Raw genomic sequence first — 16020 nt, 5'->3', positions numbered from 1 at the left:
ACGAATCATGACCCAGACCCTGACCCGTTCCTATGACAGCTACGAGGCCGCTCGCGCCGTCGTCGGCCAGCTCGAAGCCGCCGGTGTGAACTCCTCAGACATCAGCCTCATCGGCCGCCATCAAAAGGCCGACGATAGCAATGCTGGCGAAGGCGCAGGCATCGGTGCCGTGCTGGGTGGCGCCGCAGGCCTGCTTGCAGGTATCGGGCTGCTCGCCATTCCCGGCATCGGGCCGGTGGTCGCGGCTGGCTGGCTGGCGTCTACCGCTGCGGGCGCGGCCGTCGGCGGCGCCGCCGGCGGCATCGTCGGCGCACTGACGAGCGCCGGCCACAGCGAAGAGGAAGCGAACTATTACGCCGAGACCGTCCGCCGCGGCGGATCGGTCGTGTCTGTTCGCGCCGCCGAGGAACAGGTGCCTGCGATTGAGGCGATTCTAGATGGTGCCACGCCGATCAATCGTGATGAGCGCCTAGCCGAGTATCGCGCTGGCGGCTGGAGCCGCTTCGACGAGACCGCAGATCCCTATCAGCGTCCCGTGATCTGAAAACGGTGCACAGTAGAACGTCAGGCAGGTCGGCTATCCGCCGGCCTGCATCGCTTCGGTTCTCTTGTCCAGGTTGTCATTTTGGGGAACCAGGGCCGGGCCGCTGCGATTGGAGGAGTGACTTCCTCAGGATTCTTCCCATGCCTATGTACCGTTTCATCACGAATAGCGGTGGATCGCACTTCGTCGATTTGGATCTTCCGGACGACAAGGCTGCTCGGCAGGAAGCTCGGACGGCGTTCGCTGAAGCTGCCCACGATGCGCTGACCGAAACCGACAATTGCGAAATAACGATGTTGGTCCAGGCGGGTGAGCGCCCCGTCTATCGCGGTCGGATTTCATTCGAATCCGCAGACGTCACAGATTCGGCCCGTACCCGATCAGGAACGTGACGGTGCTTCTCGTGAGCACCCAGCGTACATGTGCCCGATCGGGTTCATGCCGCGGGAAAGGGGCCGACCCTGATCCCGAATGTGTTCACTATGGGGCGGCCGATCTGCGTTGGAACCCCGCTCCTCCTGACGGGTTGAGTTTGTCTCACCGACGAGGCTCTCATGGCAAAAAGTACGAAGTCGACCCCGGCGGACGGTCGCAACGGGGCCGCTCAGCTGCCCTCGGTCATTGTCACAAGCTACAATCTGGAAGCCCGTGACGAGGACGGCTTCGTCGGAGACAAGGCAAGGCGCGGAGCGATCTTTGAGCATCTCGAGGAGTTACGAGCGGCATTCCGGGAGACCGGCGAGGACCCGATCGATAAGCCGAGTGATGAGCTAAAGAAGAAGGATCTCGACGCGATCCTGGCGGGCGACGATGCCGAGGCGGCAGCGCTGGTTCACAGTGCGATCGAGAAGTACGCGGAGGCCCTGGCATCGGTCGTCCGTCGCTTCTGTCGCTTCAAGGCTTGGTCGGCAGTTGAGCGCATCGTCGTAGGGGGAGGCTTTCGCCAGAGCCGCGTCGGCGAGCTGGCCATAGGACGGGCCGGGATCATCCTGCGCACGGAGCAGCATCCGGTTGAGTTGGTGCCGATCCGTCACGACCCGGATGAGGCGGGTCTACTGGGCAATGCTCATATCGCTCCAAAATGGATGTTCGAGGCCTTCGACAGCCTGGTGGCGGTCGACATCGGAGGATCGAACATTCGGGCCGGGATCGTCGAGCTTCGACAGACGAAGGCGATAGATCTCAGCAAAGCGAAGGTTGCGACCTTTGAGTTGTGGCGGCACGCCGACGACACGACCAATCGCGACGAGGCGGTCGAGCGCCTTGGCGAGATGATTAGAAGTCAAATCGAGGCCGCGGAGAAAGCAGCCCTCAAGGTCGCACCCTTTATCGGCATTGGGTGTCCCGGCATCATCCAGCCCGACGGCAGCATCGACCGCGGGGCGCAGAACTTGCCAGGCAACTGGGAAAGCAGTCGTTTCAACCTAATCGACAGCGTTCGCGAAACGGTGCCGACCATTGGCGAGCACGAAACGATGGTCACCATGCATAACGACGCGGTCATTCAAGGCCTGAGCGAAATGCCATTCATGCAGGACGTCAAAAACTGGGGCGTAGTCACGATCGGAACGGGGCTGGGGAACGCCAGCTACGAGAACCGCGCCAAATCCTCAAAACGGAGCTGAAGGCTCGGGGATGTCGCACCCGCGAATCCTAGGAGGATTTCCGAGGGTCGAGCGGCTTTCCGCGCCCTCGGGGTGCTCGCTTGAACGAAGTGAACCGCTCTAAGTTCCAACGCCGTTCGCTCGGTATGGTCAACGATCACGGGTCGATGTACATATCGAAATGTTCTTATTTCGTTCCCGTGAGTTATGACAAAGCGATCTGGCAGTGCCGATCTTCCCCTACATTACGGGCGTGTGCCGCTCTGGCTCGGCGAGCGCATGGCCCGGCTGGGTAGTGTGATCTGTGAAGCCATCATCCAGCAATACGGGCGCGATGAGCTACTGCAGCGACTGGCGCATCCCTTCTGGTTCCAGTCATTCGGCGCGATCATGGGCATGGATTGGCACTCGTCCGGCATTACGACCAGCGTCATCGGGGCGTTGAAACGGGGTCTTAAGCCGCCAGCTGGTGAGTTGGGGCTGCATGTCTGCGGCGGGCGAGGGAATCATTCCCGTCGGACACCCGCCGAGCTCGAACAGATTGGCGCGAAGGTAGGGTTCGACGGGACAGCCTTGGCGCAGGCAAGCCGGCTCGTCGCCAAGGTCGACAGCGCAGCGGTGCAGGACGGCTTCGACCTTTATCTGCACGGATTCTTCGTGGCCGATGACGGCCATTGGACAGTCGTGCAGCAGGGCATGAACGGCGACGGCGGTCTGGCGCGGAGGTATCATTGGCATTCCGAGGGCCTTGGCAGCTTCGTCGAAACACCGCATTCCGCAATAGAGGGGCGCAGCGCCGGCAACATCGTCAACCTGACCGATGCGCGCGCTGACTGCGCCCGCGAAGCGCAGGTCACGATGCTGCGCGATCAGGGACCGGACAGGATCGTCAGGGAATTGGCGGCGCTGCAGCCGGCGCGCGCCATCCCTGATCAAAACGCCCCGCAGCTGTTCCTCCCGCATCTCGTGATGCCCGCCCACCACGATGTCAGGCCCGAGGACATCGTGACACGACGCCTCCATGGGGCATTGGCTGCCGCGGCAGATCGGGGGCCAGAAGACTTTTCCGAGCTGCTGCTTGTACCCGGCATCGGCGCGCGCACGGTGCGGTCCCTGGCGATGGTCGCGGAAGTACTGCATGGCGCGCCCTGCCGTTTCAGTGATCCAGCGCGCTTCTCTCTCGCCCATGGCGGCAAGGACCGGCAGCCCTTCGCTGTGCCGACAAAGGTCTACGACCAGACCATCGCTGTCCTGCGCTCGGCCGTCGATCGGGCGAAGCTCGGCCAGGACGATCGCCTTGCCGCCATTGCGCGGCTGGACGGTGAGAGCCGTCGGCTAGAGCGTAGTACGACCGGGCCGACGCTCGTCGAATATGTCGCTGAGGAGCGCCGCCGATCTGCGGAATACGGCGGCCGGAGTGTCTTTGGCTGGGAAACGCCCGGGACTGCACAAGGCGAAAACGTCAGAGCAATGCGTCGGCAGCTCTAGGCCAAGGGCTCCCCGCCCTTATCATTTGCCTTCGTGGGATACATTTCACGCGTCGGGTCAAGGGAACAGCCACCGCTGCAGCTTGTTGCGCTGAGGCGGGGAGCTAGATGGCGACACATTCGGGATCACGGAAAGTCATCTATGCAGCGCTGGCAGGAAATCTGCTGATCGCGACGACGAAATTCGTCGCGGCAGCCTGGACCGGCAGCTCGGCGATGCTGTCGGAGGGCGTTCACTCCCTGGTCGATACCGGCAATGGCGCACTCTTGCTCTACGGCCTCAACCGGGCCGCGCGGCCGCCCGATCTCACGCATCCCTTCGGCCACGGCCGCGAGCTCTATTTTTGGAGCTTCGTTGTTGCGCTCCTAGTCTTCGCGGTCGGGGCCGGCGTATCGCTCTACGAGGGAGTGGCCCATGTTATCGCCCCGCATCCGGCGACGAACCTGACCGCGAACTATCTCGTGCTCGTTTTCTCGGCCCTGTTCGAAGGCTATTCCTGGCGGGTTGCGTTGAAGGAATTCAAGATCGCCAAGGGCTCGCTGAGCTACTTCGCCGCGGTCCGACAAAGCAAGGATCCGAGCGTCTTCACGGTGCTGTTCGAAGATACCGCAGCCTTGCTCGGCTTGTTCATCGCCTTCATCGGCATCACGGCAGCGGCCTATTTCGAGCGACCCGAGCTCGACGGCGTGGCGTCGATCTTGATCGGCGTCATTCTGGCGATGACGGCAATGCTTCTGGCGCGCGAGAGTAAGGCGCTGCTGATCGGGGAAGCGGCTTTGCCCCACGTCCAGGAAGAGATCAGGGCGGCGGTCGACGGAGATCCAGATGTCGAGCGTGTCAACGGCATGACGACAGTCCATCTGGGCCCAGATCAGATCGTCGTGGCGCTGAGCCTTGAATTCAAGGACGATCGATCGACCGTTGACATCGAGGATTGCGTGGAGCGCATCGAAGCGAGGCTCAGGAAGCGCCGCTCCGACATCGTCTCGGTATTTGTGAAGCCGCAGACTTCCACCACGTGGCGAAAGCGGCGCGCCAAGCTGGTCGAGTAAAAATTTAGATCGCCGACGGCGGTGCTACCATAGGCAGCGCGGGTTGCCTCAATACCCCGGATAGGAATGCCGCTTCAGCAGTCCAGCGAGGTGGGCCGCATTCCGAGCGAGCATCCGGTTTGTCATGGCGGTCGTTTCTGAAATCTCGTCGAGATCGATGAAATTCATGCTGCCCCTGGCTTCGCCGACCCAATATGTCGGCCCGCCGGCCGCGATGGTGAACCCGACATCAAACAATGCCTGAGCGATTTCAGCGGAGACGTGATGGGCTCCATCCTCGTTGCCCACGACGGCGACGGCAGCGACCTTGCCATAGGCACCACGGGATCCCGAATCTGGAATGTTTCACGCAGGTCACGCGACGTTCCCCCTCCGCGATCCGAAAAGCACGATCGATCAGGTGAGGCACTTGGGCATCGCTCGCGGGGCCGCACAACCGAAGGTTCAGTAGCGATAGGAGCGCCGCAATCGACACACCGGAATCCTTCCGCATCCACGATGACGGTTCCGATACGTGTGTTGGAACCTCGGTGCCCAATGCTCCGTTGCCGTTCGGAGAGGTCGAGCCAGGAGACCAAGCGATGCTGTTCGTTGAGCAAATCAAGGAAGGCCAGGGGGTGATTGGATCCGATGGAGAGCATGTCGGAACCGTCGACGCCCTTAGCGGCCAGCTCATCAAGCTGAAGAAGAATGATCCGGGGTCGGGCGGAGCCCACCACTATCTCGACCTGGCGCTCGTCGTTGCCCTCGAGCACGATACGATCAAGCTGATCGTCCCGGCGGCGGAAGCCAAGGAGAGATGGTCTGAGGCGACCGAGTAATGGACCGACGCCATTTTGTTGCTGGAGTCGGCGCGACCATCGTCGCTGGGCCAGCCCAGGTGAGCGTCGCGGTTGACCGCTTTGGCCCAAGTGCCTCTGGAGGCACCGTCATTCTCCTTTATGGCTCAGACGGCCTGACGAATAGCGGCCGATATGAGTTTGCCGCAAACATGATCGCGGGGGCCGGCTACAACGTCCTGCTCCCGCGGTACTTCGAGGCCACCGGCGATCGGCCCGCTACGGTGAAATCAAGAGCAAGTTCCCGGTGTGGCTGGAAGCGATCGAGTCAATCACCGGCGATCACCAGGCCCGTCTCGCCGTTGTCGGCTTCTCGCTGGGCGGTGCATTGGTCCTGGCTCTGGCGGCACGCGATCGCAGGGTTAAAGCTGTCGTCGACTTCTTCGGATTCCTGCCGCCGGGCTTGGAGCGAGCCTCGCAGCCCCCTACGCTCATCCTGCATGGGGAAGCGGACCGAGTGGTGCCTGTGTCTAACCGCCGGGGCCATCGAGAGATTGGTCAAAAGCAGCGGGGGAACGGTTCAACGCCAATGGACATGGTTTCTCACTGGTGAGTTGGATGCAATATTGAGGACACACGCGTTCCTGCGCGAGAACCTTTGACGATTGCCGGTTTCGCGTGTGGGAGAGCCGTCGGTGAAGATCGCAACCTACAATGTGAACGGCATCAACGGTCGGTTGTCCGTTCTTCTCCAGTGGCTCAAGCAGGACCGCCCCGACGTCGTGTGCCTGCAAGAGCTTAAATGCTCAGACGATCGCTTTCCCGAGCACGAATTGCAGCAAGCCGGCTACGCGGCGGTTTGGCACGGCCAGAAGAGCTGGAATGGTGTAGCTATCCTCGCGAAGGGGTCATCCCCGGTTCTCACGCGCCGGGGGCTACCGGGAGATCCTGATGACAGCCATAGCCGGTACATCGAGGCGGCGGTCAACGGGGTACTGATCGGGTGTCTCTATCTCCCCAACGGGAATCCTTCCCCCGGCCCCAAGTTCGAATATAAACTGCGCTGGTTTGGGCGACTGCATGCCTACGCCCAGGAGCTGCTCTCCCTGGAGGTACCGGTCGCGCTCGTAGGCGATTTTAATGTCATGCCGACGGAGCTCGATGTTTACGCACCCGGGCGATGGCGAGATGACGCGCTCTTTCGACCCCAGGTGAGGACGGCATATACTAAGCTCCTCGAACAGGGTTGGACGGACGCCGTCAGGCACCTTCATCCGAGAGAGCGCATCTACACGTTCTGGAAGTACTGGCGGAACTCGTTCGAACGCGACGCAGGGCTGCGGATTGACCATCTCCTGCTAAGCCCTGCTTTGGCTGCAACACTCAAGCGTGCCGAGGTTCGACGGTCGCCGCGCGGCTGGGAACATACTAGCGACCATGCCCCGGTCATGATCGAACTTGGATGACATGCTGGCCGAGCAGCGAGCCCATCTGCGTTAGGAAGCCGGATCGACCGTGTCGGCCACCGCCTCCTTTTTAGCCTGAGGCAGCAGCGTCATCATCAGGATGAACGCCGACAGCACAAAGCATATGCTGTTCGTGACGATAAGTGGCCATTCGCCCAGACCGATTCCATATGCCGTCCAGAGAGCGAAGCCAGTCACAGTCAGGCTATATGTCACGGTAGAGATTGCCCCCGTGTCGCGTGTCCGGACAATACGCCAAGCCTGCGGGACAAAGCTGATGGTAGAACACAGCGCTGCGAGGGTGCCGGCCACGGCGATCCAATTCACGTCGAAAACCTACCTCTACAGTCGCCGAACATTCGCCCGGACCTTTCGTCGATAGCCGCAAGCAATTCCAACAGCACCAGTTCCGGTAGCGGCCTTCAACACGGCATTCTGTGCGGCGCAGGTCTTTTCCGACTGATCTCGCGCTGGCAGCACGACCACCTGAGGCGATCTTCATGCTCCGGAACCAGATGGCCTGCTGCGCCTCGAATGCCAGCATCGACATTTCCAGAAACAACTTAAACATCGGCAGCCTCTTCAGGTGAGGGCTTCCGAGGCCGCCGCATTCCCTTCCGCGCTTGGCTTGTGCGAGATTTTGCGCCCTGCCCGGCCGCCGACCGGGCCGGGCGTTCCGGCTGCTCTTCCTCCGCCACCCTCGCCCGCGTCTCCTGACTCATGCGATACCAGGCGTAGCCAATCGCGCCCGCGAGGATCAGGGGCGTGGGAAGCCGTGTCGCCAGTAGCGTTATCGGAACCGCAAGGCGCTCGGGGATTTCGCCCCTTCCCACCTTCCCGGCAACCCAGGCACCAGCCAGGCTGAAGACCGCTGCCCGGATCATTTCTCCTCCTCCGCGGCGCCCGGTGTCGTGGGCACCTGCTGGGCCACAGGGTCGCTCGCGGGAAAGGTGTCTTTGAGGGCCTGTTCGAGCTTCTGATCGGAGGTGAGCGCCCGCTCTGCTTTCTTTTGAGACTTTTGCTCCTGCCGGAGACTCTCGACTGCCGGGCTCTGTGGATCTGCCATGGGTGCCTACGTCAACTGTCAGTGCGAAGGTTGAACGCTGCTAAGCCTGTACCGTTCCTTCCCGGAGAAGATCTCGGTCCGCGACCTTGTGGGAACCAGAGCAGCGCTTATCTCTCTGTCCGCGCAGCGCCACATGGTGCCTGCTTGCTCTCCGGTTGGATGCCTCGCCGGATGTAGATAGATGTCGGTGGCGAGCTGTATGCCGTTTCGCATCGTGCCCGTCCCAGTGCAGCCGGGGCTCACCGGTCGAAACCCCCGCATTCGTGCTGTCAGACTCCGGCCGGATCGGTTGGCGGATCCGAGGCGGCCGCCAGCAGGCGCGATGCTTCGGTAAGGCTGTGGGTCAAGTGATTTAGCGCACGCACCGCATCGACTTCCGCAAACCGGGCCTCGTCTCCAGCCGCGCAGGAAGCAAGTCGCCGGAGCGGATCGAGAACCGGCCAGGATGACAGCGAAAGCGCGGCATCGTGTACGAAGCGATTCCCCCGGGTGTAGTCGAGCGGAACGATAATGCGGCTGAGCCGCATGACCGCGCGATCATGCACCGAAGCGTCGAGCGCCAGGATATCGAAGCCCGCGAGATCCAGGGCCAGAGCTCTCGCATTGCCGATGGCCTTGCGGAGATGCGGCGGGATCTCAGGGCGATCCCCGAAGCGATCCAGTTCGCCGGCGAGATCGGCCAGCTGGTTGGTATAGTCGATCGGCAGCCGCTCTCGCGTCAGGAGGTCCAGCACGACGCGCAGCACGATCCGCGCGTCCCGTACCAGCAGATCGGGATCCACCTTGTCGAGCTGGTCGTGTTCGGTATGCCACCACCAGCCGAGATCGTTGCGCATTTTCAGCGCGCCCGGCTCCTGCAGGCTGAGGCTCCCGAAAACGGAGGGGATGCCGATTCCCGGGAAAGAATCGTCGGCCGAGCGCGCCTTGCGGCGCCCGGCCAGCTTTTGCCCGGTCTCCTCCGCGATAGCGGCCTCTGCGATGCCAAAAAGCCCACCGGCCGCTCCCGTCCGGGTCAGATCTTTCGCTCCGATTCCTCCGGGGCTGTCGAGATTCACATGGGCCGCGCAGCGTGCGTCGAGCTCCGCCCAATGATTGTCGGCATACCAGGCCGATCCGGAATAGCGCCCCTGGGAATGCCCGGACCAGAAGCAGATACGAATGCCCCGGCGCCAAGCCTCCCGATGCTCCAGGCACAGCCGCAGGACCTCAAGCATCACGATATTCGCGGAGCCGTTGTCCATCACGCCCTTGAACCAAGTATCGACATGGCATGAGAGCAGGATGAAAGGTCCTGGCGGATCCTCGGCTAGCGGCAGATCGCCGACGAGAAGCGGGGTTTTGCGCCAGCCGGTATCCACCTCCGCATGAAGCGTGACCTCCACCGCAGCATCCTGCAGAGCTTTCCGGAGGGCTTCGCCATCCGCATTTCCGATCGTCAGCACGACGACACTCGGCAGGGCTGAACGCGTATCGATCGACGGATTGCCCCAGATCGGCGAGATGCACATCTCGTGCAGCAGATGGTGGGGGCTGATCTGCACAACGCCCGCCGCACCCGCCTGCGAGGCCAGCAGGGCTATACCGGGGCTTGCGATCCCATCGACCAGAACGATCCGCCCGCGGACATCCCGTTCGGCAAAGGCTGCACGCGAGCCGTCGCCGAGATCGATGAGCGCCCCCACCAGCCCATCGCCCGGCGAAGGCAGCGACATCGAATGCGTGATTGCCGGTATCGTTCGTCCATCGACGATGAGCCGGGCCGGCCCGGGAATGCTGATATAGGCGTCATGCTGGATGAGCTCGGTTCGCAGGCCGAGCCCGTCCAGCTGCTCCTTGATCCACGAAAAGCTGGCCGCCTCCCCGGCTGTTCCGGCCAGTTTCGACCACTGAGCCAGGGTTCCAAGCCCAGACATCATGCGGGCCGCAGACACCGCGCCGACAAGCGCCGGTTCCGGGCCACCTTCGGCTTGCATTGCTATGGCCATGGCGATGGCATCCTTGTCTCTTGCATCTGCGTGAAAGGGGCCGACACGTTCAGCCGGCGCTTCGAGAGGCCGCGAGCAGCGCCGAAAGCTCACGCGCCGCGCTGCGAACGGTCTCGACGAGGGTGGGAAGGAGGCTCTCGCTCACCCGGCCTGTCGGCGCACCGATATGGATCGTCGCGATGATCTTGCCGTCGGGACCCATCACCGGCGCGGAGATCGAGATCAGGTCGGGGCTAACCTCGCCATGGCTGACATAGAAGCCCTGGCCGCGAACATGCGCGAGCACCTGCCGAAGCCGATCGGGATCGACGCAGGTCCGGTCCGTGAACGCCTTCAGCGGCTCACTGAGCAGCGCCTCCCGAAAGGCCTCGTCCTGAAAGGCGAGAAGGACGACGCCCGAGCCGGCATGCATGGGCCTGCTTCCGCCTATGCCCGCCAGCACCTTCACTGCTCGCTCCGGTTCCCAACCTGCCACACAGAGGCTGTTGCGGCCGTCGCGAACGCGAAGCTGGACCGTTTCGCCCGTGCCGCTGCCGAGCTTCGCGATGATCGGCCCGGCAATCCTCGCGATATCGATCTGCCGCTCCGCCGCATTGCCGATCGCCAGCGCGGCCAGCCCCAGCCGATAAGTGCGCCGCTCGGGTGTCGAGCTGATGAAATTGCTGGCCTCGAGGCTGCACAGCAGCCGGTACACCCTCGCCTTGCTCTGCCCTGAACGCCGCGTGATCTCAGAGAGGCCGAGATCGGGCGTTTCCGCAATGAGCTGCAGAACGCCGAGCGCGGCGTCGACGGCATCGACCCGGTACTTCTCGATCTCTTTGGGCGGGGACGCACTCATCGTTGGCGCTCTCCTTCTGCTCGGCCCCCAAGATGGCGGGGCCGCCCTCTTGTGAAGTTCGCCACTACCACAATGTCGTTTGGTTCGCTAGATGAACCATCGGTTCAATAATTTGACATCGACGCAAGTCCGACGCAAGCTCCTCCGAAATCGACCTTTGGCAGCGCTCCTCCAACAACGGCTGCGTCATCGAGATCGCAGGGAACGAAAAACCGATGGCTTCAGACGCGAAAGTCCGCTTCGGCCGGATCCGCTGGCCCGGTGACGCCAGGGCCGTCGTCTGCGTCACGATCCATGTCGATGGCCCCGCCGTCGAAGCCGGCCGCGGCCAGAACGCGCTCGGCATCCACGGCCGCGGCAGTTACGCGCTGCGGCGCGGCATCCACCGCTATCTGGAGATGCTCGACCGTCACGACGTGAAAGCGACCTTCTTCTGCTGCGGCTATGACGCCGAGCACTGGCCGGAGCCCTTTTTCGATATCAGCAAAGCAGGCCACGAAATCGCAGCCCATGGCTATCAGCATGAAGGCTTCGACCTCGGCGAGAGGGAGCCGGAGCTGCTCGAAAAGACCCATCGGATTCTCGAAGGCTTCGGTGCGGCGCCGGTCGGCTGGTGCTCGCCATCCGGGCGCAAGAGCCGGCTGACGCTGCCGACCCTGCGGCGCCTCGGCTATATCTACGACGCGAGCGAGAAGGACGAGGACATCCCCTACCTGCTGGAGGATGGCTTCATGATCCTGCCGAACAACACCGTCTCTCTCGACGATTTCCCGATGTATTTCACGGGCGGCGCCTCGGCAGCGGAGGTGGAGCGCAACTTCGTGCAGGAGTTCGACGCCGCGCTCGATCGCGACGGCTATGTCCACCTCACCGTGCATCCCCGAGCGGGTGGCGGCTCGGGCACCCCGGCGCGGGCGGCGGCGGTCGACCGTTTCCTGGCTCACGCGAGGGCGACGCCCGGCATCCGCTTCATGACCTGCCGCGAACTCGCGGAATACTGCCTGAGCGAGCCCTCCCGCTGGCAGGAGACACGGGCATGACCGGCTCCCTTCTCATCACCGTGAACGTGCACGGCATTGGCCCGGAGGCCGCAAGCACTCCGGAAGCGGAGCTGTTCGGCCGTGATGCCCATGGCCGCTACACCTATCGCATCGGCCTTGCCCGCCTGCTCGACGCCCTGCGCGAAGGCGGGCTTCCAGCGACGTTCTTCTGGCCGGCGACGGAAGCTGAAAAGCTGCCTCACCTCGTCGAGCGCTGCCTGCGGGACGGCCACGAGATTGCCAATCACGGCCGAGCATTCGAAGACCACCCCGCGCTCGGCCGCGAGGCGGAAGCCGCAGCCATCGGCGAAGCGCACGAGACGTTGCTTCGCCTGAGCGGAGCGTCGCCGCGCGGCTTTCGATCTCCGACGGGTACCCTGTCCCCGGATACGATCCCGATCCTTCAGAGCCTCGGCTATCTCTACGATTCCAGTTTCCTCGACGACGACTGTCCCTACGCATTGGGCGGGCATGGCGGCGATGGCATGGTCGAGTTGCCGATCTCGGAGGGGCTGACCGACGCCACGCATTTCCGCCGGCGTGTCACCCAGGACCGGGCCGAGGAACTGATGAGCGAGGAGCTCTCGGCTCTGCTCGCGGTCGACAGCTACGCCTGCCTCACCTTCCATCCCCGCGCCGACATTGGCGTCGGGCGCGCCGCGCGCCTGCCCTTGGTCCAGCGCCTCGTCGGGCTGGCCGAGGCGCGGGGAGCCGAGCCCCTGCTCTGCGCCGAAGTGGCGGAGCGCTTTCGAACAGCCGGCATCGCGCCGACATCTGACACGACCGGAGATTGAGATGCGTGCTCTTGCAGCCCTCGCCCTCGGATTGACCGCGTTTGCGGCGGCCGGAAGTCCTGCCTCGGCCCAGACTCTGCGGACGATGCTCACATCCGATATCCGGGGTGTGATGCCCGGCCGCAGCCCCGACACAGCAACGGGCAGCGTCCTTCAGAACATCTACGAGGGCCTGGTCGCATGGCGCGCCGACGGAAGCGTCGCTCCCATGCTGGCCGAGAAGATCGACACCTCCGCCGATGGCAAGACCTATGTCTTCACCCTCCGCGACGGCATCAAGTTTCACAACGGCGCGCCTTTGACCGCGAAGGAGGTGGTCTGGACCTGGGAGCACTTCCTCGATCCCAAATCCGCGTGGCCCTGTCGCGGCGCCTTCAATGGCACGAACGCGACGAAGATCGAGTCGGTCAAGGCGCTCGACGATCGCCGGGTGGAATTCCAGCTCGCTGAGCGGAGCGGCTCCTTCCTCAGCGCCATGGCCCGCGGCGATTGCGATTCCGCCGGCATCGCCCATCCCGATGCGGTCGATGCCAACGGCAACTGGGTCGCGGCGATCGGCACCGGCCCCTTCAAGATGACCGACTGGCGCAAGGGCCAATTCATCGAGCTCACGAGGTTCGCAGACTATAGATCGCGGACGGAACCTTCGGACGGGCTTTCCGGCGCGAAGGAAGCGAAAGTCGAGAAGGTTAGGATCAATCTCGTCCCGGACGCCCAGGTCGCCAAGCTCGGCATCCTGCAGGGCCAGCTCGATCTTTGGACCGACGTCGATGCAGCCTCAATCAATGATTTCGCCAACGATAAGAACGTCACGGTCGTCACGACGCCGGTCGCCGGCATCTACACGATCCCGCTGCAATCTCGCGATCCGGTGCTGGCCGATCCGCGCATCCGCCAGGCGATCAGCCATGCGATCGATCGCGCGAGCCTCGCCAAGGCAGTGCTGGACGATGACAGCATCGCCTCTCCGTCGCTGATCCCGCTGACGAGTAAATTCTACGGCAAGGTCCAGCGCAGCGGCGCAGAATACGACCCCGACAAGGCGCGCGCCCTGATCAAGGCCTCCGGCTACAAGGGCGAGCGGATTGCTCTGATCACCAGCAAGGCATCTCCTGTGATGGGCGATACAGCGATCTACCTCCAGTCCATGCTGCAGGCCGTCGGCCTCAATGTCGATGTCGAAATACTGGAATTCGCTACGCAGTTCGAGCGCTTCTACAGCGGGCGCTACCAGATGATGGTCTGGAATCTCACACCCTATCTCGATCCGCTCTTCATCGTCGAGCGCTTCACCGGCGACAAGGCGCGCCAGGCCGACAAGGTCTGGGACAGCCCCGCCTCGAAGGAGCTCCTCAAGAAGCTCGTTCTTGCCGATGACGGCCAGGACAAGCAGGCGCTCTACGATGAGCTGCATCGCCTGCAGATGGCGGAAGCGCCGCTCGTCGTATGGGGCACGCGCGCCACGACGGTCGCCTTCCGGAAGAACGTCACCGGCTTCCAGTCCTGGCCCGGCCAGAAGCCGCGCTACTGGAATGTTTCGGTCGCTCCCTGACCTCCGCTGCCCGGAGCGATCGCCATGCCGTCGCTCCGCAAATCCCACTTTTCATGACGGCCGAGGGCCAGATGACGCTTGCGATACTCACTGATCCGAAAGCTGCCGGCATCTCCGCGGTGAGGTTGCAGGCGACGGTGGCCACCCTGTCCGCGCTCGGCCGAAAGCTGCCGGGATCGGACAGCGCCGCAACCGCCTGTCGCTTCATATGCGAACAGTTGACGTCCTGCGGCGTTGCCAATCAGATCCTCGAACTCGACGCCTTCATCAGTTGGCCCGTCAAGGCGTCTCTCGCTGTCAATGGCACTGTGCTGCCGGCCAATGGCTCCGCCTTCACGGCCTCTGCCGACAAGCTGAGCGGCCGCGTCACCCGCTCTTTGGAATCGGCCGACCTGAACGGCGCCTTTCTGGTGATCGATGGACTACCGCGCTACGACTCCTGCATCAGTGCGCAGAAGGCCGGCGCGCTCGGCGTCATCGCCATCTCGCATGGGCCGCAGCGCCATTACGTACAGGCTTCGCCGCTGTGGGGCGCGCCGACAGGCCCGGCCGATCTCGCCCTGCTGCCGAGCGTGCCCGCGATACAGGTTTCGCGCGACGCCGCCGCCGTTCTGGCGCAAGCCATCGCAAGCGGCTCGCAGATCACCATGACCAGCGAAATCCGCACGGAATGGCGTGCCGCCCAGCAGCCCGTCGGCGAGATCGAGGGGCGGGAGCCGGGCTATGTCCTGCTCGGCGCGCATTACTGCACATGGGGGGACGGTGCGACCGACAACACGGCCGGCGTCGCCCTACTGATCGAGCTCGCGCGGCTGCTCAAGCAGCAGCCCAAGCCCCGCTACGGCATCAAGTTCGCCTTCTGGACCGGGCACGAACAGGGCGGCTACGCCGGCTCATCCTGGTATGCCGACGCATTTCGTGCCTCGCTCTACCGGGACGCCATCGCCTATCTCAATGTCGATATTGTCGGCAGCCGCGGCGGCACCACCAAGGCCCTGCGGAACACGACCGCTGAATTGGTCGACTACGTCAGGCAGGTGCTTGACGGAACGGTCGGCAAGCAGACGCAAGAGGAAGAGGATTTCGTCGACCGCTCGGTCAAGCGGCTCGATCCCTATATCGATCCCCGGCGCTCGGCACGTAACTCCGACCAGAGCTTCAGCGGAATCGGGCTCGCCACGGCTCAGGTTAGCGCCTTCCTCCCGGCTGCCAGCCCGGAACATCTACACGGCAGCGGCCTGGCCTGGTGGTGGCACACAGATCAGGACACGATCGAGCATATGGACGCCGCAGTCCTGGCCGTCGACACGCTAATTTATCGAAACCTCGTCGCGGGATTGATCGACGCCCGCGCCCTGCCCTTCAAGCCCGCAGCCATGGCGGGCGACGTGCTCGCAGGCCTGCGCGTCTATCGTGACGCCGCCCCGGCGCTCGACGATATCGCGCGCCTGACCTGCCTTGCCGAGAGACTTGCCGATGCGCTCGCCGGCTGGGCGCCGACCGCATCCGACGACCGGCTCCTTCTGCGCCTCGGCCGCCATCTCAACCCGGTTCTTTATCACGCGCGCAGCGCCTTCGAGTTCGACCTCGGCCGGGCCAGCAGGATCCTGCCCGGGCTGGCGGCGGCTCTGACGCTCAATCGCCTCGATGCCGATGCCACCCGGATGGCGGGGGTGCACTTGCGCCAGCGCGCCAACCGCATCGCGCATGGTCTTTCGCAAGCCATCGAGCTGGTCGAGGCCGCGCGCAACGGCACGCCCTGACCCAGTCCGGCTTTCGACCAATCGCTGCGGCTTTCACAGCCGCACAATC

14 protein-coding genes and 2 pseudogenes are annotated in these 16020 nt (G+C 63.6%); 12 read left to right on the top strand and 4 right to left on the bottom strand.

Annotated features, from left to right (window positions below; genetic code table 11):
* Positions 1-7 precede the first annotated feature (7 nt).
* From AC1DE3_RS24355 to AC1DE3_RS24335, 5 genes are all read left to right on the top strand, one after another.
* The gene (locus tag AC1DE3_RS24355; protein WP_441514160.1) at positions 8-544 is read left to right on the top strand and encodes a hypothetical protein; all 537 of its coding nucleotides are present in this window, start codon (positions 8-10) and stop codon (positions 542-544) included.
* Between the two features lie 140 nt (positions 545-684).
* On the top strand, positions 685-936 hold the full coding sequence (locus AC1DE3_RS24350; RefSeq protein WP_441514159.1) for a DUF6894 family protein: 252 nt from the start codon (positions 685-687) through the stop codon (positions 934-936).
* 162 nt (positions 937-1098) lie between these two features.
* Positions 1099-2169 carry an ROK family protein gene (locus AC1DE3_RS24345; protein WP_441514158.1) on the top strand — a complete coding sequence of 357 codons (1071 nt, stop codon included), beginning with the start codon at positions 1099-1101 and terminating at the stop codon, positions 2167-2169.
* Between the two features lie 186 nt (positions 2170-2355).
* Positions 2356-3636 carry a DUF763 domain-containing protein gene (locus tag AC1DE3_RS24340; protein ID WP_441514157.1) on the top strand — a complete coding sequence of 427 codons (1281 nt, stop codon included), beginning with the start codon at positions 2356-2358 and terminating at the stop codon, positions 3634-3636.
* Between the two features lie 107 nt (positions 3637-3743).
* Positions 3744-4688, top strand: a complete 945-nt coding sequence (locus AC1DE3_RS24335; RefSeq protein ID WP_441514156.1) for a cation diffusion facilitator family transporter — start codon at positions 3744-3746, stop codon at positions 4686-4688.
* Between the two features lie 48 nt (positions 4689-4736).
* On the opposite strand, the pseudogene AC1DE3_RS24330 reads toward AC1DE3_RS24335, so the two are convergent.
* A pseudogene (locus tag AC1DE3_RS24330) lies at positions 4737-5024 on the bottom strand (flavodoxin family protein); the annotation flags it as partial.
* A gap of 245 nt (positions 5025-5269) precedes the next feature.
* Here AC1DE3_RS24330 and AC1DE3_RS24325 point away from each other — a divergent pair.
* The 3 genes and pseudogenes from AC1DE3_RS24325 to xth all read left to right on the top strand — a co-directional run bounded on the left by AC1DE3_RS24325 (position 5270) and on the right by xth (position 6933).
* Complete coding sequence (locus AC1DE3_RS24325) at positions 5270-5509, top strand: DUF2171 domain-containing protein (protein ID WP_441514155.1); 240 nt, start codon at positions 5270-5272, stop codon at positions 5507-5509.
* Between the two features lie 238 nt (positions 5510-5747).
* Positions 5748-6080: pseudogene (locus AC1DE3_RS24320) on the top strand (dienelactone hydrolase family protein); the annotation flags it as partial.
* Positions 6081-6162: 82 nt separating this feature from the next.
* Positions 6163-6933 (top strand): exodeoxyribonuclease III, encoded by a 771-nt coding sequence (gene xth / locus AC1DE3_RS24315; protein WP_441514154.1) that lies wholly within the window; start codon positions 6163-6165, stop codon positions 6931-6933.
* Between the two features lie 30 nt (positions 6934-6963).
* Here the strand turns inward: xth and AC1DE3_RS24310 are convergent, their stop codons facing one another.
* From AC1DE3_RS24310 to AC1DE3_RS24300, 3 genes are all read right to left on the bottom strand, one after another.
* The gene (locus AC1DE3_RS24310) at positions 6964-7260 is read right to left on the bottom strand and encodes a SemiSWEET family sugar transporter (RefSeq protein ID WP_441514153.1); all 297 of its coding nucleotides are present in this window, start codon (positions 7258-7260) and stop codon (positions 6964-6966) included.
* A gap of 1008 nt (positions 7261-8268) precedes the next feature.
* Positions 8269-9984, bottom strand: a complete 1716-nt coding sequence (locus AC1DE3_RS24305) for a M28 family peptidase (protein WP_476852828.1) — start codon at positions 9982-9984, stop codon at positions 8269-8271.
* Positions 9985-10033: 49 nt separating this feature from the next.
* A complete protein-coding gene (locus AC1DE3_RS24300; RefSeq protein WP_441514151.1) occupies positions 10034-10822 on the bottom strand; it encodes an IclR family transcriptional regulator in 789 nt (262 codons plus the stop codon).
* Between the two features lie 215 nt (positions 10823-11037).
* Here AC1DE3_RS24300 and AC1DE3_RS24295 point away from each other — a divergent pair, with 215 nt between their 5' ends.
* From AC1DE3_RS24295 to AC1DE3_RS24280, 4 genes are all read left to right on the top strand, one after another.
* Entirely contained in the window at positions 11038-11862 is an 825-nt protein-coding gene (locus AC1DE3_RS24295) for a polysaccharide deacetylase family protein (protein ID WP_441514150.1), read from the top strand.
* A complete protein-coding gene (locus tag AC1DE3_RS24290) occupies positions 11859-12656 on the top strand; it encodes a polysaccharide deacetylase family protein (protein ID WP_441514149.1) in 798 nt (265 codons plus the stop codon). The genes AC1DE3_RS24295 and AC1DE3_RS24290 overlap by 4 nt, the downstream gene beginning before the upstream one ends.
* A gap of 1 nt (position 12657) precedes the next feature.
* Positions 12658-14208, top strand: a complete 1551-nt coding sequence (locus AC1DE3_RS24285; RefSeq protein ID WP_441514148.1) for an ABC transporter substrate-binding protein — start codon at positions 12658-12660, stop codon at positions 14206-14208.
* Between the two features lie 71 nt (positions 14209-14279).
* Positions 14280-15971, top strand: a complete 1692-nt coding sequence (locus tag AC1DE3_RS24280) for a M20/M25/M40 family metallo-hydrolase (protein ID WP_441514147.1) — start codon at positions 14280-14282, stop codon at positions 15969-15971.
* Positions 15972-16020 lie beyond the last annotated feature (49 nt).

It is taken from the genome of Allobosea sp. 10L417, from assembly GCF_056395485.1.
Note: the sequence above shows the minus strand (reverse complement) of the source record. Positions and strands in the feature narration are given on the sequence as shown.